15 protein-coding genes are annotated in these 18156 nt (G+C 71.7%); 10 read left to right on the top strand and 5 right to left on the bottom strand.

Features of this window, described 5'->3' with window-relative positions:
- Positions 1–86: 86 nt before the first annotated feature.
- Positions 87–860: an SDR family NAD(P)-dependent oxidoreductase gene (locus tag ACWDZ7_RS01315; protein ID WP_451518110.1), complete on the bottom strand. Its 774-nt coding sequence runs from the start codon at positions 858–860 to the stop codon at positions 87–89.
- Positions 861–978: 118 nt separating this feature from the next.
- On the bottom strand, positions 979–1656 hold the full coding sequence (locus ACWDZ7_RS01310; protein ID WP_451793895.1) for an MOSC domain-containing protein: 678 nt from the start codon (positions 1654–1656) through the stop codon (positions 979–981).
- An 82-nt stretch (positions 1657–1738) separates the two neighbouring features.
- Here ACWDZ7_RS01310 and ACWDZ7_RS01305 point away from each other — a divergent pair, with 82 nt between their 5' ends.
- Positions 1739–2635: a LysR family transcriptional regulator gene (locus tag ACWDZ7_RS01305; RefSeq protein WP_451793893.1), complete on the top strand. Its 897-nt coding sequence runs from the start codon at positions 1739–1741 to the stop codon at positions 2633–2635.
- A 29-nt stretch (positions 2636–2664) separates the two neighbouring features.
- Here the strand turns inward: ACWDZ7_RS01305 and ACWDZ7_RS01300 are convergent, their stop codons facing one another.
- Positions 2665–2994, bottom strand: coding sequence for a WhiB family transcriptional regulator (locus ACWDZ7_RS01300; RefSeq protein ID WP_451793892.1), 330 nt, complete (start codon positions 2992–2994; stop codon positions 2665–2667).
- A gap of 398 nt (positions 2995–3392) precedes the next feature.
- Between ACWDZ7_RS01300 and ACWDZ7_RS01295 the strand changes: the two genes are divergently transcribed.
- The 4 genes from ACWDZ7_RS01295 to ACWDZ7_RS01280 all read left to right on the top strand — a co-directional run bounded on the left by ACWDZ7_RS01295 (position 3393) and on the right by ACWDZ7_RS01280 (position 7711).
- Entirely contained in the window at positions 3393–4004 is a 612-nt protein-coding gene (locus tag ACWDZ7_RS01295) for a response regulator transcription factor (protein ID WP_003948568.1), read from the top strand.
- Positions 4005–4271: 267 nt separating this feature from the next.
- Positions 4272–4847 (top strand): sigma-70 family RNA polymerase sigma factor, encoded by a 576-nt coding sequence (locus ACWDZ7_RS01290; protein WP_451793891.1) that lies wholly within the window; start codon positions 4272–4274, stop codon positions 4845–4847.
- A 109-nt stretch (positions 4848–4956) separates the two neighbouring features.
- A complete protein-coding gene (gene guaB, locus ACWDZ7_RS01285) occupies positions 4957–6474 on the top strand; it encodes an IMP dehydrogenase (RefSeq protein ID WP_451793890.1) in 1518 nt (505 codons plus the stop codon).
- Positions 6475–6586: 112 nt separating this feature from the next.
- Positions 6587–7711, top strand: a complete 1125-nt coding sequence (locus ACWDZ7_RS01280) for a GuaB3 family IMP dehydrogenase-related protein (protein WP_451793888.1) — start codon at positions 6587–6589, stop codon at positions 7709–7711.
- A gap of 55 nt (positions 7712–7766) precedes the next feature.
- On the opposite strand, the gene ACWDZ7_RS01275 is transcribed toward ACWDZ7_RS01280, so the two are convergent.
- Entirely contained in the window at positions 7767–9020 is a 1254-nt protein-coding gene (locus ACWDZ7_RS01275) for a nucleotide sugar dehydrogenase (protein ID WP_451793887.1), read from the bottom strand.
- Positions 9021–9248: 228 nt separating this feature from the next.
- Between ACWDZ7_RS01275 and ACWDZ7_RS01270 the strand changes: the two genes are divergently transcribed.
- Entirely contained in the window at positions 9249–10958 is a 1710-nt protein-coding gene (locus tag ACWDZ7_RS01270; RefSeq protein WP_451518118.1) for a glycerol-3-phosphate dehydrogenase/oxidase, read from the top strand.
- A 61-nt stretch (positions 10959–11019) separates the two neighbouring features.
- On the top strand, positions 11020–11259 hold the full coding sequence (locus ACWDZ7_RS01265; RefSeq protein WP_451793885.1) for a hypothetical protein: 240 nt from the start codon (positions 11020–11022) through the stop codon (positions 11257–11259).
- Here the strand turns inward: ACWDZ7_RS01265 and ACWDZ7_RS01260 are convergent.
- Entirely contained in the window at positions 11162–11398 is a 237-nt protein-coding gene (locus ACWDZ7_RS01260) for a hypothetical protein (RefSeq protein ID WP_451794171.1), read from the bottom strand. The genes ACWDZ7_RS01265 and ACWDZ7_RS01260 overlap by 98 nt on opposite strands.
- A 108-nt stretch (positions 11399–11506) precedes the next feature.
- On the opposite strand from ACWDZ7_RS01260, the gene ACWDZ7_RS01255 reads away from it, so the two are divergent.
- From ACWDZ7_RS01255 to ACWDZ7_RS01245, 3 genes are all read left to right on the top strand, one after another.
- Complete coding sequence (locus ACWDZ7_RS01255; RefSeq protein WP_451793883.1) at positions 11507–13573, top strand: serine/threonine-protein kinase; 2067 nt, start codon at positions 11507–11509, stop codon at positions 13571–13573.
- A gap of 128 nt (positions 13574–13701) precedes the next feature.
- The gene (locus ACWDZ7_RS01250) at positions 13702–16368 is read left to right on the top strand and encodes a protein kinase (RefSeq protein WP_451793881.1); all 2667 of its coding nucleotides are present in this window, start codon (positions 13702–13704) and stop codon (positions 16366–16368) included.
- Between the two features lie 158 nt (positions 16369–16526).
- Entirely contained in the window at positions 16527–18152 is a 1626-nt protein-coding gene (locus ACWDZ7_RS01245; protein WP_451794149.1) for a serine/threonine-protein kinase, read from the top strand.
- Positions 18153–18156: the final 4 nt, after the last annotated feature.

Here is an 18156-nt window from a genome sequence, read left to right as displayed (position 1 = left end):
ACGGTCACTGAGGCCCGACTCTCCTTTCGGGGAGCCGGGCCTCAGTGTTTTCCGGGTTTTCCGGCTTCGCCGCCCCCGCTCAAGCCTTATTGCGGGCCGTACTTGCGGCCCGTGCGGGACGTGACGCCACCCAGGAGCGCCCTCGGCGTCACCTTCACCATGCCCATCAGCGCCTTGTACCGCGGGTCCGGCACCGACACGGTCTTGCCCCGCGCCAAGTCGACCAGCGCCGTCGCGACCAGCTTGTCCGCGTCGAGCCACAGCCAGTTGGGGATGTTGGACGTCCCCATCCCGGCGCGCTCGTGGAACTCCGTACGGACGAAGCCGGGGCAGAGCGCCATCAGCCGCACCCCGCTGCCCGCCAGGTCCTTCGCCGCGCCCTGGGTGAACTGCACGACCCACGCCTTCGAGGCGCCGTACGTCCCGCGCGGCACGAACGCCGCCACCGAGGCGACGTTCACCACCCCGCCCCGGCCGCGCTCCCGCATGGACTCCGTCGCCGCCGAGGTCAGCCGGAGCACCGCCTCGCAGTGCACCTTGAGCATGGTCAGCTCATCGCGCAGCGAGACCTCCAGGTACCGGCCCTTGTTGCCGAACCCGGCGTTGTTGATCAGCAGGTCGACGGGGTCCCTGCGGTTCGAGAGCCGCTTCTCGACGGCTTCGATGCCGTCGTCCGTCGAGAGGTCCGCCGTGAGCACCTCCGCCTCGATGCCGTGCCGGTCGTGCAGCTCGGTCGCCTGCTCGCGCAGCCGTTTGGTGTCGCGCGCCACCAGGACGAGGTTGTGGCCGCCACCGGCGAGGCGTCGCGCGAAGGCGGCGCCGATGCCGGCGGTTGATCCCGTAATCAGAGCCGTAGTCATGGCCCAAGGCTAGTGAGATCCGGCCACGGCCGTAATCGCGCACATGCCGCGCCCCCGGGTCACGAGGCTCGCGCGCGCCCGCTGATCACGAGGCTCGCGCGCACGTCACGCCCCGGGGTCACGAGGCTCGCGCGCCGTACTGCGCCACGTACTTGCGCGCCCGCTCGGCCACCTCGGGATGCAGCGCCTCACCCGCGGCGAGCAGCCGCGGCAGCAGCTCCTGCGCCGTCGTGACGGCCCGGAACTGGAGGCCGACGGTGACCTCGTGCTCAGGTCGGTGCACGATCTCGATGGCGTCCCCGGCCCGGATCTCACCGGGCTCGATCACCCGCAGATAGGCCCCGGGAGCGCCTTCCTGAGTGAACCGCTTCACCCACCCCTTCTCGCCGAGGTGCCCCTGGAACGTACGGCAGGGGATGCGTCCGCTCGTCACTTCGAGCACCAGATCGGGGCCGATCCGCCAGCGCTCGCCTATCTTCGCGCCGTTCACGTCGAGCCCGGACGTCGTGAGGTTCTCGCCGAAGGAGCCGTCCGCCAGGGGCCGCCCGAGCATGCGCTCCCACGCGTCGAGGTCCTCGCGGGCGAAGGCGTACACCGCTTGGTCGTCACCGCCGTGATGGCGCATGTCGCAGACCTCGTCACCGGCGAGCCCGCTGCCGCCGACGCCCTTCGCGCCCGGCGCGGTCACCTGGACCGGCCCCGGCGCCGGGCGCTTGTCGATGGCGGTGCCGCCGGAGGGTGCGTCGGTGTAGTCGACGGCGCGGTAGCGGCCCAGATTCACAGAGAGAAGCTTCATGACCCGGCAGGGTATGCGGGCAGCCCTCAAAGGCGCCATGCGATATTTCGCGCCACACCCAAGGGTCGCTTATGCTCGAAGGATGATCGAGGCCCGTCACCTCCGTGTCCTGCGCGCCGTGGCCGCCACCGGCTCCTTCTCGGCCGCGGCCCGCGAGCTCGGCTGCACCCAGCCCGCCGTCAGCCAGCAGATGAAGGCCCTCGAATCCTCCACGGGTACGCCGCTGCTGATCCGCACCGGCCGCGAGATGCGCCTGACGCAGGCGGGCGAGGCCCTGGTCCGGCACGCCGCGGGCATCCTCGCCGGGCTCACCGCCGCGGAGGAGGAGGTCGCCGCGATCGCGGGGCTGCGCGCGGGCCGGGTCCGGCTCGTCTCCTTCCCCAGCGGCAGCTCGACGCTGGTCCCCGGCGCCCTCGCGGCGCTGCGCGCGGCCCACCCGGGCACGCGCGTCTCCCTCGTGGAGGCCGAACCGCCGCGCTCGGTGGAGATGCTGCGCGAGGGCGACTGCGACGTGGCGCTGGCGTTCCGGTACGAGGGGCGGCGCGAAGCCGAGGAGTGGGACGACCTCGTCGTACGCCCGTTGCTCGCGGACCGGCTCGTCGGCCTCGTGCCCGAGGGGCACCGGCTCGCCGAGGCGGAAGCGGTCACGATCGGGGAGTTCGCCGACGAACCGTGGATCGCGGGCTGCCCGCGTTGCCGCAGGCAGTTGGTGGAGGTCTGCGAGGTCGCGGGCTTCGTGCCCCGGATCGACTTCGCGACCGACGACTATCCGGCGGTGATCGGCCTGGTGGGCGCCGGCCTGGGAGTGGCGGTGCTGCCCGAGCTGGCGATCGAGTCGGTACGCCCGAGGGGTGCACGCACAGTGACGGTGGAGCCGGTGGTGCGGCGGGAGATCGTCGCGCTCACGCTGCCGGACCTGGCGCAGGTACCGGCCGTCGCCGCCACGCTGGACCACCTCGCGCGGGCCGCGGCCCGCTGACGGGGAAACGTTCCTGAAGAAACGTTCCTTCAGTGGTGTGGCACGGTCCCGCCCGCCGACGCGGACGCCGTGACCAGGCGGTTGCGTGCCCGCCCCATGAGTTCTTCGCGCTCGTCCTCGGTCAGCCCGCCCCACACGCCGTACGGCTCGCGCACCGCGAGCGCGTGAGCGGCGCACTCCGCGCGCACCGGGCACCGCATGCAGACCTCCTTGGCGGAGTTCTCTCGCGCGCTGCGCGCCGCGCCCCGCTCGCCCTCCGGATGGAAGAAGAGGGAGCTGTCGACCCCGCGGCAGGCCGCGAGGAGCTGCCAGTCCCACAGGTCCGCGTTCGGTCCGGGAAGGCGGGAGAAGTCTGCCATTACTGGTCCCCTTGAAGCCGTTCTGAGGCGGATACGGTGCCCATGACCGTCATCACGGTACATCTACTGTCTAAGGAGATGAAAATATGACTCATTGCGAATCTAGCCATAGACACCGTGAAATGGGAAGAAAAGGCGCTAAACGGGGCATGGCTTGTGATGAAACGTTGAGGGTGTCCCACGCGCACTGCACTGTGTCCGCGCCCTCACGTAGAGTGCCGAAGATGGCTGACTGCCCCGTAACTCTTTCGGGTGACCGTCGTTGAGAGTGCGAGGCGGTTGAGAGAAAAAGCGCTCGGGCAGGTGTCCGAGAGCGTCAACCGCACAGGTGACGAATATGTACCAGCCTGGAGGCTCAAGGTGACGCGCAGCAGCTGTGAGAGCCGCGGAGGACAGTCATGACATCCGTCCTCGTCTGCGACGACTCCCCGCTTGCCCGAGAGGCGCTCCGCCGAGCGGTCGCGACCGTACCCGGCGTCGAGCGTGTGACGACGGCGGCCAACGGCGAGGAAGTCCTCCGCCGCTGGGGCGCCGACCGCTCGGACCTGATTCTGATGGACGTACGCATGCCCGGTCTGGGCGGCGTGGAGACCGTCCGGCGGCTGCTGTCCGCCGACCCCGGTGCGCGCATCATCATGCTCACCGTCGCCGAGGATCTCGACGGGGTCGCGCTCGCGGTCGCCGCCGGTGCCCGCGGCTATCTGCACAAGGACGCCTCGCGCGCCGAGCTGCGCGCGACGGTCACCCAGGCGCTCGCCGACCCGACGTGGCGGCTCGCCCCGCGCAGACTGCGCTCGGCCGAGATGGGCGCCGCGCCCACGCTCACCGCGCGCGAGATCCAGGTCCTCGAAGGCATGAGTCACGGCCGTTCGAACGCGGAGATCGGGCGCGAGCTCTTCCTCTCCGAGGACACGGTGAAGACGCACGCCAGGCGGCTCTTCAAGAAGCTCGGCGCCTCGGACCGGGCGCACGCGGTGGCGCTCGGATTCCGCTGGGGCCTGGTCCGCTGAGTGTGCCGCAGCGGGGGGCGCGGCGCTCCCCGCCCGCCGTGCGGTGGGCGGGGCGACGGGCACCCGCCGCACCCCTCCTCGGGAGCGGTTGCCGTCGCTTCGCGGCCGATGCCGCATCCTTGAGGTGTGGAGTTCCTCGGGGACGAGTCGATCGAGCGGGAGGGGAGGGCGCAGGAGATGAGTTCCGGCGCACCTGCTCATAACGCTTCAGTGCACAACTACGGACGCGGTGCGACGAATCAGTCGCCGCCAAGGCACCATGGACCGATGCGTGATGACAGGACGACGGTGATCGGTGCCCTCGTCCTCCGTGCCGTAGAGGGCGACGAGCAGGCCACGCACGACCTTCTCGCACACGTGCACCCTCTCGCGCTGCGTTACTGCCGCACCCGGCTGTCCCGGCTGCCGGGTGATGCTCGCCACTTCGTGGAGGACCTGGCGCAGGAGGTCTGCGTCGCCGTCCTGCTCGCCCTGCCGCGCTACAAGGACACGGGACGCCCCTTCGAGGCGTTCGTCTTCGCGATCGCCGCGCACAAGGTGGCCGATCTGCAGCGCGCCGCGATGCGCCATCCCGGTTCCACCGCCGTGCCCTCCGACGAGATGCCCGAGCGGCCCGACGACTCGCTGGGCCCGGAGGAGCGCGCGCTGCTCAGCAGCGACGCGGAGTGGGCCAAGAAGCTCCTCGCCAACCTTCCGGAGAACCAGCGCGAGCTGCTTCTGCTCAGGATCGCCGTCGGCCTCACGGCCGAGGAGACCGGGCAGATGCTGGGGATGTCCCCGGGGGCGGTGCGGGTGGCCCAGCACCGGGCGCTGAGCCGCCTGCGGGCGCTCGCCGAACAGTAGACGTACGAACGCACAAAGCTCGCTGATGATCTTGATCGTGGAATGGGACAGCCTCCGTTCCCGTTAGCATGGACATCCGCACCGATCAAGGCCATTTGGGGAAGGTGTCATGACTGCAAACGGCGGTTCTTCGACTGGGGTGCCCGAGAAATTCGCGACACTCGGGCTGACCTACGACGACGTGCTGCTGCTGCCGGGCGCGTCGGACATGGCGCCCGACCAGATCGACACTTCCTCGCTCATCTCGAAGAACGTGCGGGTGAACGTCCCGCTGCTCTCCGCCGCGATGGACAAGGTCACCGAGGCCCGCATGGCGATCGCCATGGCGCGCCAGGGCGGCGTCGGCGTGCTGCACCGCAACCTCTCCATCGCCGACCAGGCCAACCAGGTCGACCTGGTCAAGCGCTCCGAGTCCGGCATGGTCACCGACCCGATCACGGTGCACCCGGACGCGACGCTCGGTGAGGCCGACGCGATCTGCGCGAAGTTCCGCATCAGCGGTGTCCCGGTGACCGACGCGGCGGGCAAGCTCCTCGGCATCGTCACCAACCGTGACATGGCCTTCGAGTCGGACCGCTCGCGCCAGGTGCGCGAGGTCATGACGCCGATGCCGCTGGTCACCGGCAAGGTCGGCATCTCCGGCGTGGACGCCATGGAGCTGCTGCGCCGCCACAAGATCGAGAAGCTTCCGCTGGTCGACGACGCGGGTGTCCTCAAGGGCCTGATCACGGTCAAGGACTTCGTGAAGGCCGAGAAGTACCCGAACGCCGCGAAGGACCAGGAGGGCCGCCTCCTCGTCGGCGCCGCCGTCGGTGTCGCGGGTGACGCCTTCGAGCGCGCCCAGGCCCTGGTCGCGGCGGGCGTCGACTTCATCGTCGTCGACACCGCGCACGGCCACTCCCGCCTGGTCGGCGACATGGTCGCCAAGATCAAGTCGGACGCCCCGGGCGTCGACGTCATCGGCGGCAACATCGCCACGCGCGAGGGCGCCCAGGCGCTCATCGACGCCGGTGTCGACGGCATCAAGGTCGGCGTCGGACCCGGCTCCATCTGTACGACCCGTGTCGTCGCCGGCATCGGTGTGCCGCAGGTGACGGCCATCTACGAAGCGTCGCTCGCCGCCAAGGCGGCCGGTGTCCCGGTCATCGGCGACGGCGGCCTGCAGTACTCCGGAGACATCGCCAAGGCGCTCGTCGCCGGCGCGGACACGGTCATGCTGGGCTCGCTGCTCGCCGGCTGCGAGGAGTCCCCGGGTGAGCTGATGTTCATCAACGGCAAGCAGTTCAAGTCGTACCGCGGCATGGGCTCGCTCGGCGCGATGCAGACCCGCGGCGAGCGCAAGTCCTTCTCCAAGGACCGCTACTTCCAGGAGGGCGTGGCCTCCGACGAGAAGCTGGTGCCCGAGGGCATCGAGGGCCAGGTGCCCTACCGCGGCCCGCTCTCGGCCGTCGTCCACCAGCTGGTGGGCGGTCTGCGCCAGTCGATGTTCTACGTGGGCGGGCGCACCGTCCCCGACCTGCAGGCCAACGGCCGTTTCGTCCGCATCACGTCCGCGGGTCTCAAGGAGAGCCACCCGCACGACATCCAGATGACGGTCGAGGCGCCGAACTACAGCCGCAGTAAGTAGTCTTCCGGCTTCCACGCACGCGTGGAGGGGCGGTCCCGGCTCACCGGGGCCGCCCCTTCCGTGTGTGTCGGGGATACTGGACAGGCAGACCAAGAGGGAAAGGCCCCACAACGTGACTGAGATCGAGATCGGGCGCGGCAAGCGCGGCCGCCGCGCGTACGCCTTCGACGACATCGCCGTCGTACCGAGCCGGCGCACCCGCGACCCGAAGGAGGTCTCGATCGCGTGGCAGATCGACGCCTACCGCTTTGAGCTGCCGTTCCTGGCCGCTCCCATGGACTCGGTGGTCTCACCGCAGACCGCCATCCGCATCGGCGAGCTGGGCGGCCTCGGCGTCCTGAACCTCGAAGGCCTCTGGACGCGGTACGAGGACCCGCAGCCGCTGCTCGACGAGATCGCCGAGCTGGACTCGGAGACCGCTACCCGGCGCCTCCAGGAGATCTACGCGGCCCCGATCAAGGCCGACCTGATCGGGCAGCGCATCAAGGAGGTGCGCGACGCGGGCGTCGTCACGGCCGCCGCGCTCTCCCCGCAGCGCACCGCCGAGTTCTCCAAGGCCGTCGTGGACGCCGGTGTGGACATCTTCGTGATCCGCGGCACCACCGTCTCCGCCGAGCACGTCTCCGGCGCCGCCGAGCCGCTCAACCTGAAGCAGTTCATCTACGAGCTGGACGTCCCGGTCATCGTGGGCGGCTGCGCCACCTACACCGCCGCCCTGCACCTGATGCGCACGGGCGCCGCGGGCGTCCTGGTCGGCTTCGGCGGCGGCGCCGCGCACACCACGCGCAACGTCCTGGGCATCCAGGTGCCGATGGCCACCGCCGTCGCCGACGTCGCGGCCGCCCGCCGTGACTACATGGACGAGTCCGGCGGCCGGTACGTGCACGTCATCGCCGACGGCGGCGTGGGCTGGTCCGGCGACCTGCCCAAGGCCATCGCGTGCGGCGCCGACTCCGTGATGGTGGGCTCCCCGCTGGCCCGCGCCACGGACGCGCCCGGCAAGGGCCACCACTGGGGCATGGAGGCCGTCCACGAGGACGTGCCGCGCGGCAAGAAGGTGCACTTGGGGACCGTCGGGACGATCGAGGAGGTCCTCACCGGTCCCTCGCACATCCCGGACGGCTCGATGAACTTCTTCGGAGCGCTGCGCCGCGCCATGGCGACGACGGGCTACAGCGAGCTGAAGGAGTTCCAGCGCGTCGAGGTGACGGTCGCGGACTCGCAGCACAAGCGGTGACGAGTCGTACGTCGTGGAAGGGGCCCCGGTACTTCGTACCGGGGCCCCTCTCGCGTTACAGGCGGTGGGCCGCGCCCGCCGGGGTCGCACCCCTGGTGTCGAGGAGCAGCTGCGCCTTCACGGCGAGCCCTTGCAGGTCGTACGTGCGGTGGTGCTGGAGCAGGATCGTGAGGTCGGCGTCGGCCGCCGCCTCGTAGAGGGTGTCCGCGCGCGGGACGGGGCGGCCGAGGATGCTCCAGTTGGGGACGTAGGGGTCGTGGTAGCTGACGGCCGCGCCCAGCTCCATCAGGCGGGTCGCCACCTCCTGGGCTGGGGCGCCCTGCTGGTCGGCGAGGTCGGGCTTGTAGGTGACGCCGAGGAGCAGGACGCGGGCGCCGCGGACGGACTTGCCGTGTTCGTTGAGCAGGGTCGCCGAGCGCTGGATGACGTACTGGGGCATGCGGTCGTTCACCTGCTGGGCCAGTTCGACCATGCGCAGGGGGCGGGCGCCGCGGGAGGGGTTCGGGATGTCCAGGGGGACGCCGTGGCCGCCGACGCCGGGCCCGGGGCGGAAGGCCTGGAAGCCGAAGGGCTTGGTCTCCGCGCAGCGGATGACGTCCCACAGGTCGATGCCGAGGTCGTGGCAGAGCACCGCCATCTCGTTGACCAGGGCCATGTTCACATGCCGGTAGTTGGTCTCCAGGAGGTGCACGGTCTCGGCCTCGCGGGGGCCTCGGGCGCGGACGACCTTGTCGGTGAGGCGGCCGTAGAAGGTGGCCGCCGACTCGGTGCAGGCCGGGGTGAGGCCGCCGATGACCTTGGGGGTGCCGGCGTAGCCGTGTGAGCGGTTGCCCGGGTCGAGGCGGCCCGGCGAATAGGCGAGGTGGAAGTCGCGGCCCGCGCACAGGCCCGAGCCCGATTCGAGGATCGGACGGAGGAATTCCTCGGTGGTGCCCGGGTACGCGGGTGACTCCAGGATCACGGTGGTGTGCGGGCGCAGACGCGCTGCCAGGGCCCGGGCGGCCTCGGCGACCTGGCTCAGGTCGAGCGAACGGTCGGCGGCGGGCGGTGTGGGGGCGCAGATGACGGCGGTGCGGACCCGGCCGAGTTCGGCCGGGTCGGTGGTCGGCCGGAAGCCCCCCGAGAGCATCCGGCGGACGTCGGCGGCGGTGAGGGTTCCCTCGGCGCCGTCGCCTGGCAGGCGGCCGCCTGCCAGGTCGGTGGCGCGGGCGGGGTCGTAGCCGATGGTGGCGATGCCGCGCGCGACGGCGGCCTGGGCCAGGGGCAGGCCGAGGTGGCCGATACCGATGACGGCGAGATCTGCGGGCATGGCGGTGGGCCGTCCTCCCAATAGCCGGAGCGGGACGAGCGCGCAAGCCCTGTGGACAAGGGGGACCAGCGCAATGTCAGACTAGGAGTAAATATGACCGTTTTGTGGCATTGCACTGCCATGCCGACTCGGAGTGTTGTCCACAGGCTGAGGGCGGGGTCGGCGAGCGCGGACGAAATCTGGGCATGATGTGAGTCCGACCACACCCGATCGATGCGGGAGGCAGCGGTGAGGACAGCGACACTGGGGCCGGCGGAGCGTGCCGAGTCACTTGCGGGAATGGCCGACCGGGAGCTGGACATCCTGGTCGTGGGCGCGGGGGTGGTCGGTGCGGGGACGGCTCTCGACGCGGTCACACGCGGTCTGTCCACCGGCCTGGTCGAGGCCCGGGACTGGGCGTCGGGCACGTCGAGCCGGTCGAGCAAGCTGATCCACGGCGGGCTCCGCTATCTGGAGATGCTCGACTTCGCGCTCGTGCGGGAGGCGCTGAAGGAGCGCGGCCTGCTCCTCGAACGCCTCGCCCCGCACCTCGTGAAGCCGGTGCCGTTCCTGTATCCCTTGCAGCACAAGGGCTGGGAGAGGTTGTACGCCGGATCGGGCGTCGCCCTCTACGACGCCATGTCGATGTCGCGCGGACACGGCCGCGGCCTGCCCATGCACCGTCACCTGACGCGCCGCCATGCCCTGCGCGTCGCCCCGTGCCTGAAGAAGGACGCGCTGGTCGGCGCGATGCAGTACTACGACGCGCAGATGGACGACGCCCGCTATGTGGCCACACTGGTCCGCACCGCTTCGGCGTACGGCGCGAAGGTCGCCAACCGCGCCAAGGTCACCGGCTTCCTGCGCGAGGGCGAGCGCGTGGTCGGCGCCCGCGTGCAGGACGTGGAGGGCGGCGGGGAGTACGAGATCCGCGCCAAGCAGGTGGTGAACGCGACCGGTGTGTGGACGGACGACACCCAGGCCATGGTCGGCGAGCGCGGGCAGTTCCACGTCAGGGCGTCCAAGGGCATCCACCTGGTGGTGCCCAAGGACCGGATCAACTCCACGACGGGACTGATCCTGCGGACCGAGAAGAGCGTCCTGTTCGTCATCCCGTGGGGACGGCACTGGATCGTGGGCACGACCGACACGGACTGGGACCTCGACAAGGCACACCCGGCCGCCTCCAGCGCCGACATCGACTACCTCTTGGAGCATGTGAACTCGGTGCTCGCGGTGCCGCTCTCACGGGACGACGTCCAGGGGGTCTACGCCGGCCTCAGGCCCCTGCTCGCCGGCGAGTCGGACGCCACGAGCAAGCTGTCCAGGGAGCACACGGTCGCGCACCCGGCGCCCGGCCTGGTCGTCATCGCGGGCGGCAAGTACACGACGTACCGAGTGATGGCCAAGGACGCCGTCGACGAGGCCGTGCACGCCCTTGACCAGCGGGTCGCCGACTGCGTCACCGAGGACATCCCCCTGGTCGGCGCCGAGGGGTACAAGGCGCTGTGGAACGCCCGAGCGAGGATCGCCGCCCGGACGGGCCTTCATGTCGTGCGCGTGGAGCACCTGTTGAACCGGTACGGAGCGCTGGCCGAGGAAGTGCTCGAACTCATCACGGCCGACCCGACGCTGGGCGAGCCCCTGCAGGCGGCCGACGACTATCTGCGGGCCGAGATCGTCTACGCCGCGTCGCACGAGGGCGCCCGGCACCTCGACGACGTGCTGACGCGGCGCACGCGCATCTCGATCGAGACGTTCGACCGGGGCACGCGCAGCGCCCGGCAGTGCGCCGAGCTGATGGCGCCGGTCCTCGGCTGGGACAAGGACCAGATCGAGCGGGAGGTGCAGCACTACGAGAAGCGGGTCGAGGCCGAGCGGGAGTCGCAGCGGCAGCCGGACGACCTGACGGCGGACGCGGCGCGGCTGGGGGCGCCGGACATCGTGCCGCTCGGCTAGTTTCCGTGGGTACAGGCCCATGCCGTAGATGCCTTGGGGGTGCGGGTGTTGAGCATCGCGCGTGACGTGGGGGGAGTGGACGTTGGGCCTTCGGTGTGGTTTCGGTGTTCTCGTCTGGGCCCGTGGTGGTTTGGGCCGCGGCGTGGCGGATACCGGCGAGGTCGGGCGTGTGGGCCTTGAACTGACGGGCTGTCGCGCCTCGGTCAGGGACGTCGGACGAGTGGGGCGAGGGTGCTCGGGAGGGGCCCGGCCCGCTCGTGGGACAGCAGGGCGGCGGCCGGGGCCTTGCCTCGGCCGATGAGCAGCGGAAGAGTGGCGTCCGTGGCCGGCGCGGTGAGTTGTGGTCGGCCTGCCGTCAGGCTGACGAGGGTCGCGACGACGACAACGGCCGTCAGGGAACGCGGTGTCGGCAGGGCGGTCCCTCCTTGCGCGCGGGCCATCATGCGGGACGGTGGACCCTGGGCGTCGGCCGGTCCCCGAGTAAGGGACAATGAAGGCTCTGTCAGGGCGGGTTGCGCGGGTAGCAGCGGTAGCAGCAGAGGGGACGCATGTCGGACGCGGAGCAGACGGGTGAGGCCCGTCGGGACAAGAGCGAACGTCTCCTCGCCGGCCGATACCGGCTGGGAGAGGTGCTCGGCCGCGGCGGCATGGGCACCGTGTGGCGCGCCAAGGACGAGACACTGGGCCGTACGGTCGCGGTGAAGGAGCTGCGGTTCCCGTCGAGCATCGACGAGGAGGAGAAGCGGCGGCTCATCACGCGGACGCTGCGCGAGGCCAAGGCGATCGCGCGGATCCGCAACACCAGCGCGGTGACGGTCTACGACGTGGTCGACGAGGACGACCGGCCGTGGATCGTGATGGAGCTGGTCGAGGGCAAGTCCCTCGCGGAGGCGATCCGCGAGGACGGCGTGCTCACGCCGAGGCGGGCGGCCGAGGTCGGCCTCGCCGTGCTCGACGTGCTGCGGTCCGCGCACCGTGAGGGGATTCTGCACCGCGACGTGAAGCCGTCGAACGTGCTGATCGCCGAGGACGGCCGGGTCGTGCTCACGGACTTCGGTATCGCGCAGGTCGAGGGTGACCCGTCGATCACGTCGACGGGCATGCTCGTCGGCGCGCCCTCGTACATCTCCCCGGAGCGGGCGCGCGGCCACAAGCCGGGCCCCGCGGCCGACATGTGGTCGCTGGGCGGCCTGCTGTACGCGGCCGTGGAAGGCGTGCCTCCGTACGACAAGGGGTCGGCCATCGCGACCCTCACCGCGGTGATGACCGAGGACGTCGAGACGCCGACGAACGCCGGGCCGTTGGAGAAGGTCATCTACGGCCTGCTCGCCAAGGACCCCCAGCAGCGGCTCGACGACGTCGGGGCGCGGGCGCTGCTGATGGACGTGATCCACGCGCCGGAGCCCAAGGCGGAGCCGGAACCGGTCGAGGCGACCAAGGTCGTGCCGCTGCCTCCGGTTCCTCCGGCGCCGAAGAAGGCGGCCAAGGCGGCCAAGGCCAGGCCGAGCACTCCGGCCAGGCTGCTCAAGAAGACGGGTGCGGCTGCCGGTGCGCCCGCCGCTTCCGGAGCCGTCGCGGGGCGCAAGGGTGAAGAGGCCGCCGATCGGCTGAAGGGGGCGCTGCGGTCGGTCCGTAAGGCGGCCGTGGGGGCCGCGGGCGCCGGTTCGGGTGCGGCGGCGGGCTCGGGCGCGGGGTCGGGTTCCGGCTCCGGGGCCGGTGCCGCCTCCGGGAGCAGAACCGTTCCCGGGAGCGGGGCGGCCGTGCCGCCGACGCCGAGCGCGCCGCCGCGGGTGGCGCCACGTGTGCCGCCGCGAGTGCCGCCCAAGGCGTCGCTCACCGACGTGGTGCCGCGCCGGACGCTGGTGATCGTGACCGTGGTCGCCGTACTCGCGGTGCTCGGTACGGTGCTCGCCTTCGCGCTCTCGAGCGGGGATGACGGCGCCTCCGGCAAGGACAGCAAGGGCGGCGACAAGGCCGCGTCCAGCGGGGCGACGGCCGGTGACGGCGACCAGGACAAGGGCGGCAAGGACGCGGACAAGGGTGCCGGCTCCGCGGACGACCAGGAGCAGGGCCAGAGCCAGGGGCAGGGTCAGGGTCAGGGCCAGGACCCGGGCAAGGACTCCGACTCGGACGAGGGCGAGGGGCACGACCCGAGCCAGGACGACGGCAAGAAGCCGGAGGACGGCGCCGAGTCGACGTACGAGCACGATCAGGGTTTCAAGATCGGGCTGCCGAAGGGGTGGAAGTACCAGACCACGGGCAGCGCGGGCGCGCGCTTCAGCGGGCCGGACGGTCAGAAGCTGCTGATCGGTTGGACGACCACGCCCAAGGACAACCCGGTGAGCGACTGGAAGAACCAGGAGAACTACATGGTCCGGTCGCAGTACGACCGGATACGGATCGAGAAGGTCGATTTCCGCGGGTGGAACACCGCTGACTGGGAGTTCACCTACGTGGACGGCGGGACCAAGTACCGGTCCGTCGACCGCGGCTTCGTCGTCAACGGCGGGCTCGGCTACGGACTGATGTACACGGCCAAGGCCGACGACTGGAAGAGCGATCAGCGGCGGGACACGTGGCGGACCTTCACGAAGACGTTCCAGCCGAAGTCGTGAGTCCGGATGGACGGACGGACGGGTGCGGTTCGCCCACGGCACGTATCGTGAGTGCTTGCGGACCGTAGGCAGCCGCAACGAGCCACAAGACGAACGGAATTGACCACCGGGCGGACGGGGAAGGCATCGTGGACGACTATGCGGGTCGGGTGCTCGCCGACCGCTACCGCCTGCCGCTGCCGCCCTCGGACGAGTACGAACTCGCCGAATCCCGGGCCTTCGATACGTACAGCGGACAGGAAGTCCTGGTCAGGCAGGTCCCGTTACCGGAGATCGTCGAGGCGGAGGTCCTTGAGGACGACGACCTGCCCGAGGGCTTCCGGCCCCGGGCGGGAGCGGGCGGCGCCGGGGTGCGACGGGCCGCGGCGCGGACGACCCGCAGGCCGACGGATCCGGCGGTGCGGCGTGCGATGGAGGCGGCGCAGACCGCCGCGCAGATACCGGACCATCCGCGACTCGACCAGGTCTTCGACGTGTTCGCGGAGGGCGGTTCCCTCTGGATCGTCAGCGAGCTGGTGGCGGCGCGGCCGCTGGCGGCGCTCCTCGCGGACCGGCCGCTGAGTCCCTACCGGGCGGCGGAGGTCGCGGCGGACGTCCTGGCGGCGCTGCGCGTGCTGCACGCGCATGGCTGGGTGCATCGGAACATCACCGCGCGCACGGTCCTGATCTGCGACGACGGCCGCGTAATGCTGACGGGGCTCGCGGCCGGGGCGGCCGAGGAGGCGCTGTGCGGGTACGACACCCGGCCCGTGGAGGCGGGGGAGGCGGCCGGTTCGGCGGGGTCGGTCGGCAATGTGGCCGCGTACGAGGCCGGGGATGTGCCGCTTGAGCCTGCCCCTGAGTCGTACGAGTCGTACGAGTCGTACGAACAGGGCGCTGCGGCCGGGGGGTTCGCTGGGGCTGCCCGGGGTGGGTCCGTCGCGGCGTATCGGGCGGGGGCGGCGCGGGCCGCCGCTCGGGTCGACGAGCAGCCTTCCGGGGTGCCGGGGCCTCGCGGCAGCGAGGGCGGCGACAGCAGCGAGGGCGGCGACAGGGAGTCGGGGACGGCCGGGCGGATCTCGGACCCGTACGGAGTCGGCGGCACGAGGTCTTGGCATGGGGCGGTACCGCGAGGCGGCGGCGCGGGCAGCGGCAGCCGGAGTCCGAACGCGTCCCGCGCTGAGTCCGTGCCCCGCGCCAGAAGCGCTCCTCAAGCCGATGTCCAAGCCGATGTCCAAGCCGAACCCCAAGCCGAACCCCCAGGGCAGCGCCCCGACGCAGGCGCGCACGCTGAGCGCCGGGCACACCGGGAACACGGGGAGTGGGGCGTCCCCGATGGGGAATCGGGCACCCCGCGTGGCCCCGCCACCGCTCTGGCCGCCGAGCGGGCCCGGCACGCGCGCATGGTGGTCGTGGGGGCCGTCACCGAACGGTGGGCGCCCGAGCAGGCCGGGCCCGTGCACGAGAACTGGCAGCTCGCCGCGCCCATCGGCCCCGCCACCGACCTGTGGGCCCTGGGAGCGCTGCTCTTCCGCGCCGTCCAGGGGCACGCGCCCTACCCCGAGGACAGCACCGCCGAGCTGGTGCAGCTGGTGTGCGCCGAGCCGCCCGCCTTCGCCGAGGAGTGCGGCCCCTTGCGGCCCGTGGTCGAGTCCTTGCTGCGCCAGGACCCCACCGACCGGCTCGACTTCGAGGAGCTGAGCGGCTGGCTGCGTTCCTTGGTGCGGTCCGCGCCGGAGCCGGAGGCCGGAGCGCACGTCGTGCCGCTGCCGCCGTACGACGCCGGACGACTGCCCGTCGTACGCCGTCGCGGCGAAGTCGTGCGCAAGCGCCGAGCGGCCGCGCCCGCCACCACGGGCGGCCATGGCCACGGCCGGCACAAGCGGGGGAGGGGCAGGGACGTGCGGGGCGCCGGGCCCGCGCGCGCCCCCCGTGAACCGCAGCGTCCGCGCGAGGCCCCGCCACCACGCGAGGCCGCGCACCTCGGCGGGCCCGCACGGCTGCGCGAGACCGCATCGCTCCGCGAGGCCGGTTCGAACCGCGTGCCGCAGGCCCGGGGTCCGGCGCGCCCCCGATCGCTCGGGCGGCTGCTGCTCCTCGCGATCCTCGTCGGGCTCGTCGCGGCGGTCGCGTACGCCATGTTCTTCATGCCCAAGTCCGACGACGGGGCGTCGGGTGACCGTGCCGGCACCGCGGGCGAGGCGAGCGCGGGGCCCACCCACGAGCAGAACCCCGGGGACGCGGACGACAAGGACGGACCGGAGAAGGACAAGCCGGGCAGGGACAAGCCGGGCGAGGGCGACAAGGGCAAGTCCACTACGGGCCCCGGTTCGCAGGAGCCCCAGACGACCGTGCCCGAGCTGCCGCAAGGCTTCGCCCTGCGCAAGGACGCGGAGGGGTTCCGCGTCGCCGTCGCGAGCGGCTGGGACCGGCAGCCCAAGAACGGCCGGGGCCAGGTCCGTTACACCCACGGCGGCTTCGAACTGCTCGTGGTGCCGGGCCGCGACACCACGGACAGCTATGGCAGGGACCCCATGAAGTACCAGCGCGAGCACGAGCGCGAGCTGCAGCCGTTCCGCGACTCCTCCTGGGCGACGTCCAGCGGTATGCGGCGCATCGACGTCGGGGGGCGGACCATGGCCGAGGGGCAGTTCACCTGGCAGGACGCGCAGGGCCGCGAGGTCTACGTACGCAATCTCGTGATGGTCGTGGACGGCAAGTACCACGTGGTGCAGGTGCGGGGCCCGGAGGCCGAGCGGGACGAGGTGTCGCGGCTCTACGAACAGGCGTCGAAGACGTACCAGACCGTCGGCTAGCGTCACATTGGGGTCTCCATGGCCCCCCTGTGGTTCCCCGCGTGCTCCCCCTCCCTAACCTGGCCCTGTCAAGACCATTGCGGGGGAACGTGAATCAGAGCCAGGGCCTGCTCCTCGCGGGCCGCTACCGACTCGGGGAGTCCATCGGCCGCGGCGGCATGGGACGCGTGTGGCGCGCCCAGGACGAGGTGCTGCACCGTACCGTCGCCGTCAAGGAACTGACGGCCGCGCAGTTCGCGCAGGAGGCCGACCGCGCGGTCCTCTTCGCGCGTACGCAGACGGAGGCGCGGGCCGCCGCCCGCATCAACCACCCCGCCGTCGTCACCGTCCATGACGTCCTGCAGTACGACGACCGGCCCTGGATCGTGATGGAACTGGTCGAGGGCTGCTCGCTGGCGGACGCCGTCAAGGAGCGGGGCCGGGTCGAGTCCGTCGAGGCCGCACGCATCGGCCTGTGGACCCTCAAGGCCCTGCGCGCCGCGCACGCCGCCGGGGTACTGCACCGTGACGTCAAGCCCGGCAACGTACTCCTCTCCGATGACGGGCGGATTCTGCTCACCGACTTCGGGATCGCGGCGATCGAGGGGGACTCGACGATCACGCGGACCGGGGAAGTGGTCGGGTCCGTCGACTACTTGGCGCCCGAGCGGGTCAGCGGCTCCAACCCCGGCCCGGCGTCCGACCTGTGGGCGCTCGGCGCCACGCTGTACACGGCGGTCGAGGGGAACTCCCCGTTCCGGCGTACGTCGCCGATCGGCACGATGCAGGCCGTGGTCACGGAGGAGCCCGCGCCGCCCGTGCACGCGGGCGTTCTCGCGCCCGTCATCAGCGCCCTCCTGCGCAAGGACCCGGCGGCCAGGCCCACCGGCGAGGAGGCCGAGCTGATGCTCGCCGAGGCCGCGGAGGGGCGGCGGCCGAGCGGGGCGCAGGCGTACGTGCCGACCCAGGCGCACGCCACGGGGCGGCGGCCCGACACCGGTTCCGCCACGGTGGTCGAGGGGCTGTCCGGCGCTGCGGCGTCATCCGGCGCTGGGATGTCCGGCGCCGGCGTGTCCGGCAGTCCCGGCGCGGGCTCCTCCGCCACGGCCGTCCACGGGTCCGCGTCCGCACCGGCGCCTCTGCCCCGCTCCTCCCCCTCCTCCCCGTCCTCCCCGTCGGGGCTGCGGCGTCGCTGGCCCGCCGTCGCCGCCCTCGCCGTCGTGGCCGCGCTGCTCGGCGGCGGTGGAGTCTTCGGCTTCCTGCACTTCACGGGCGGCGGCGGGCAGGGCGACAGTGACAGCCAGGCGCAGCCCCCCGGCGCCGACAGCGGCCCCGGCGAGGCCGTGGGCGGCATCCCCGAGGACTGGCGGCGCGTGCACGACCCGAGCGGCTTCAGCCTCAGGCTGCCCAAAGGCTGGAAGCGCGAGGTGGATGGCAACCAGGTCGACTACACACCCGACGGCGGACGCCGCTTCCTGCGCATAGGCGTCGACAAGAACCCGCAGTACGAGACGGCGTACGCGCATCAGCTTTCCCTGGAGAAGACCCTGCGGCCCAAGCTCCCCGGCTATCGGCGGCTGCACCTCAACTCCAACACGTTCCGCGACCAGCAGGGCGCCCTGTGGGAGTTCAGCTGGACGGCGGGGGCGAACGACACCACCGCAGGCCCGCGCCGGGCCATCGAACAGACGTATCTCAGCCGCGACGGCGTCGAGTACTCCATCTACATGTCGGCCCCCGCCGGCAACTGGGCCACCACCCGGGAGCAGTTCGACGCGATGCTCCGGGGGTGGCGGGAGGGCTGAGCGC

It is taken from the genome of Streptomyces sp. NPDC003032 (assembly GCF_053591415.1).
The sequence above is the reverse complement of the archived record's forward strand: the minus strand, read 5'-3'. Positions and strand labels throughout refer to the sequence as shown.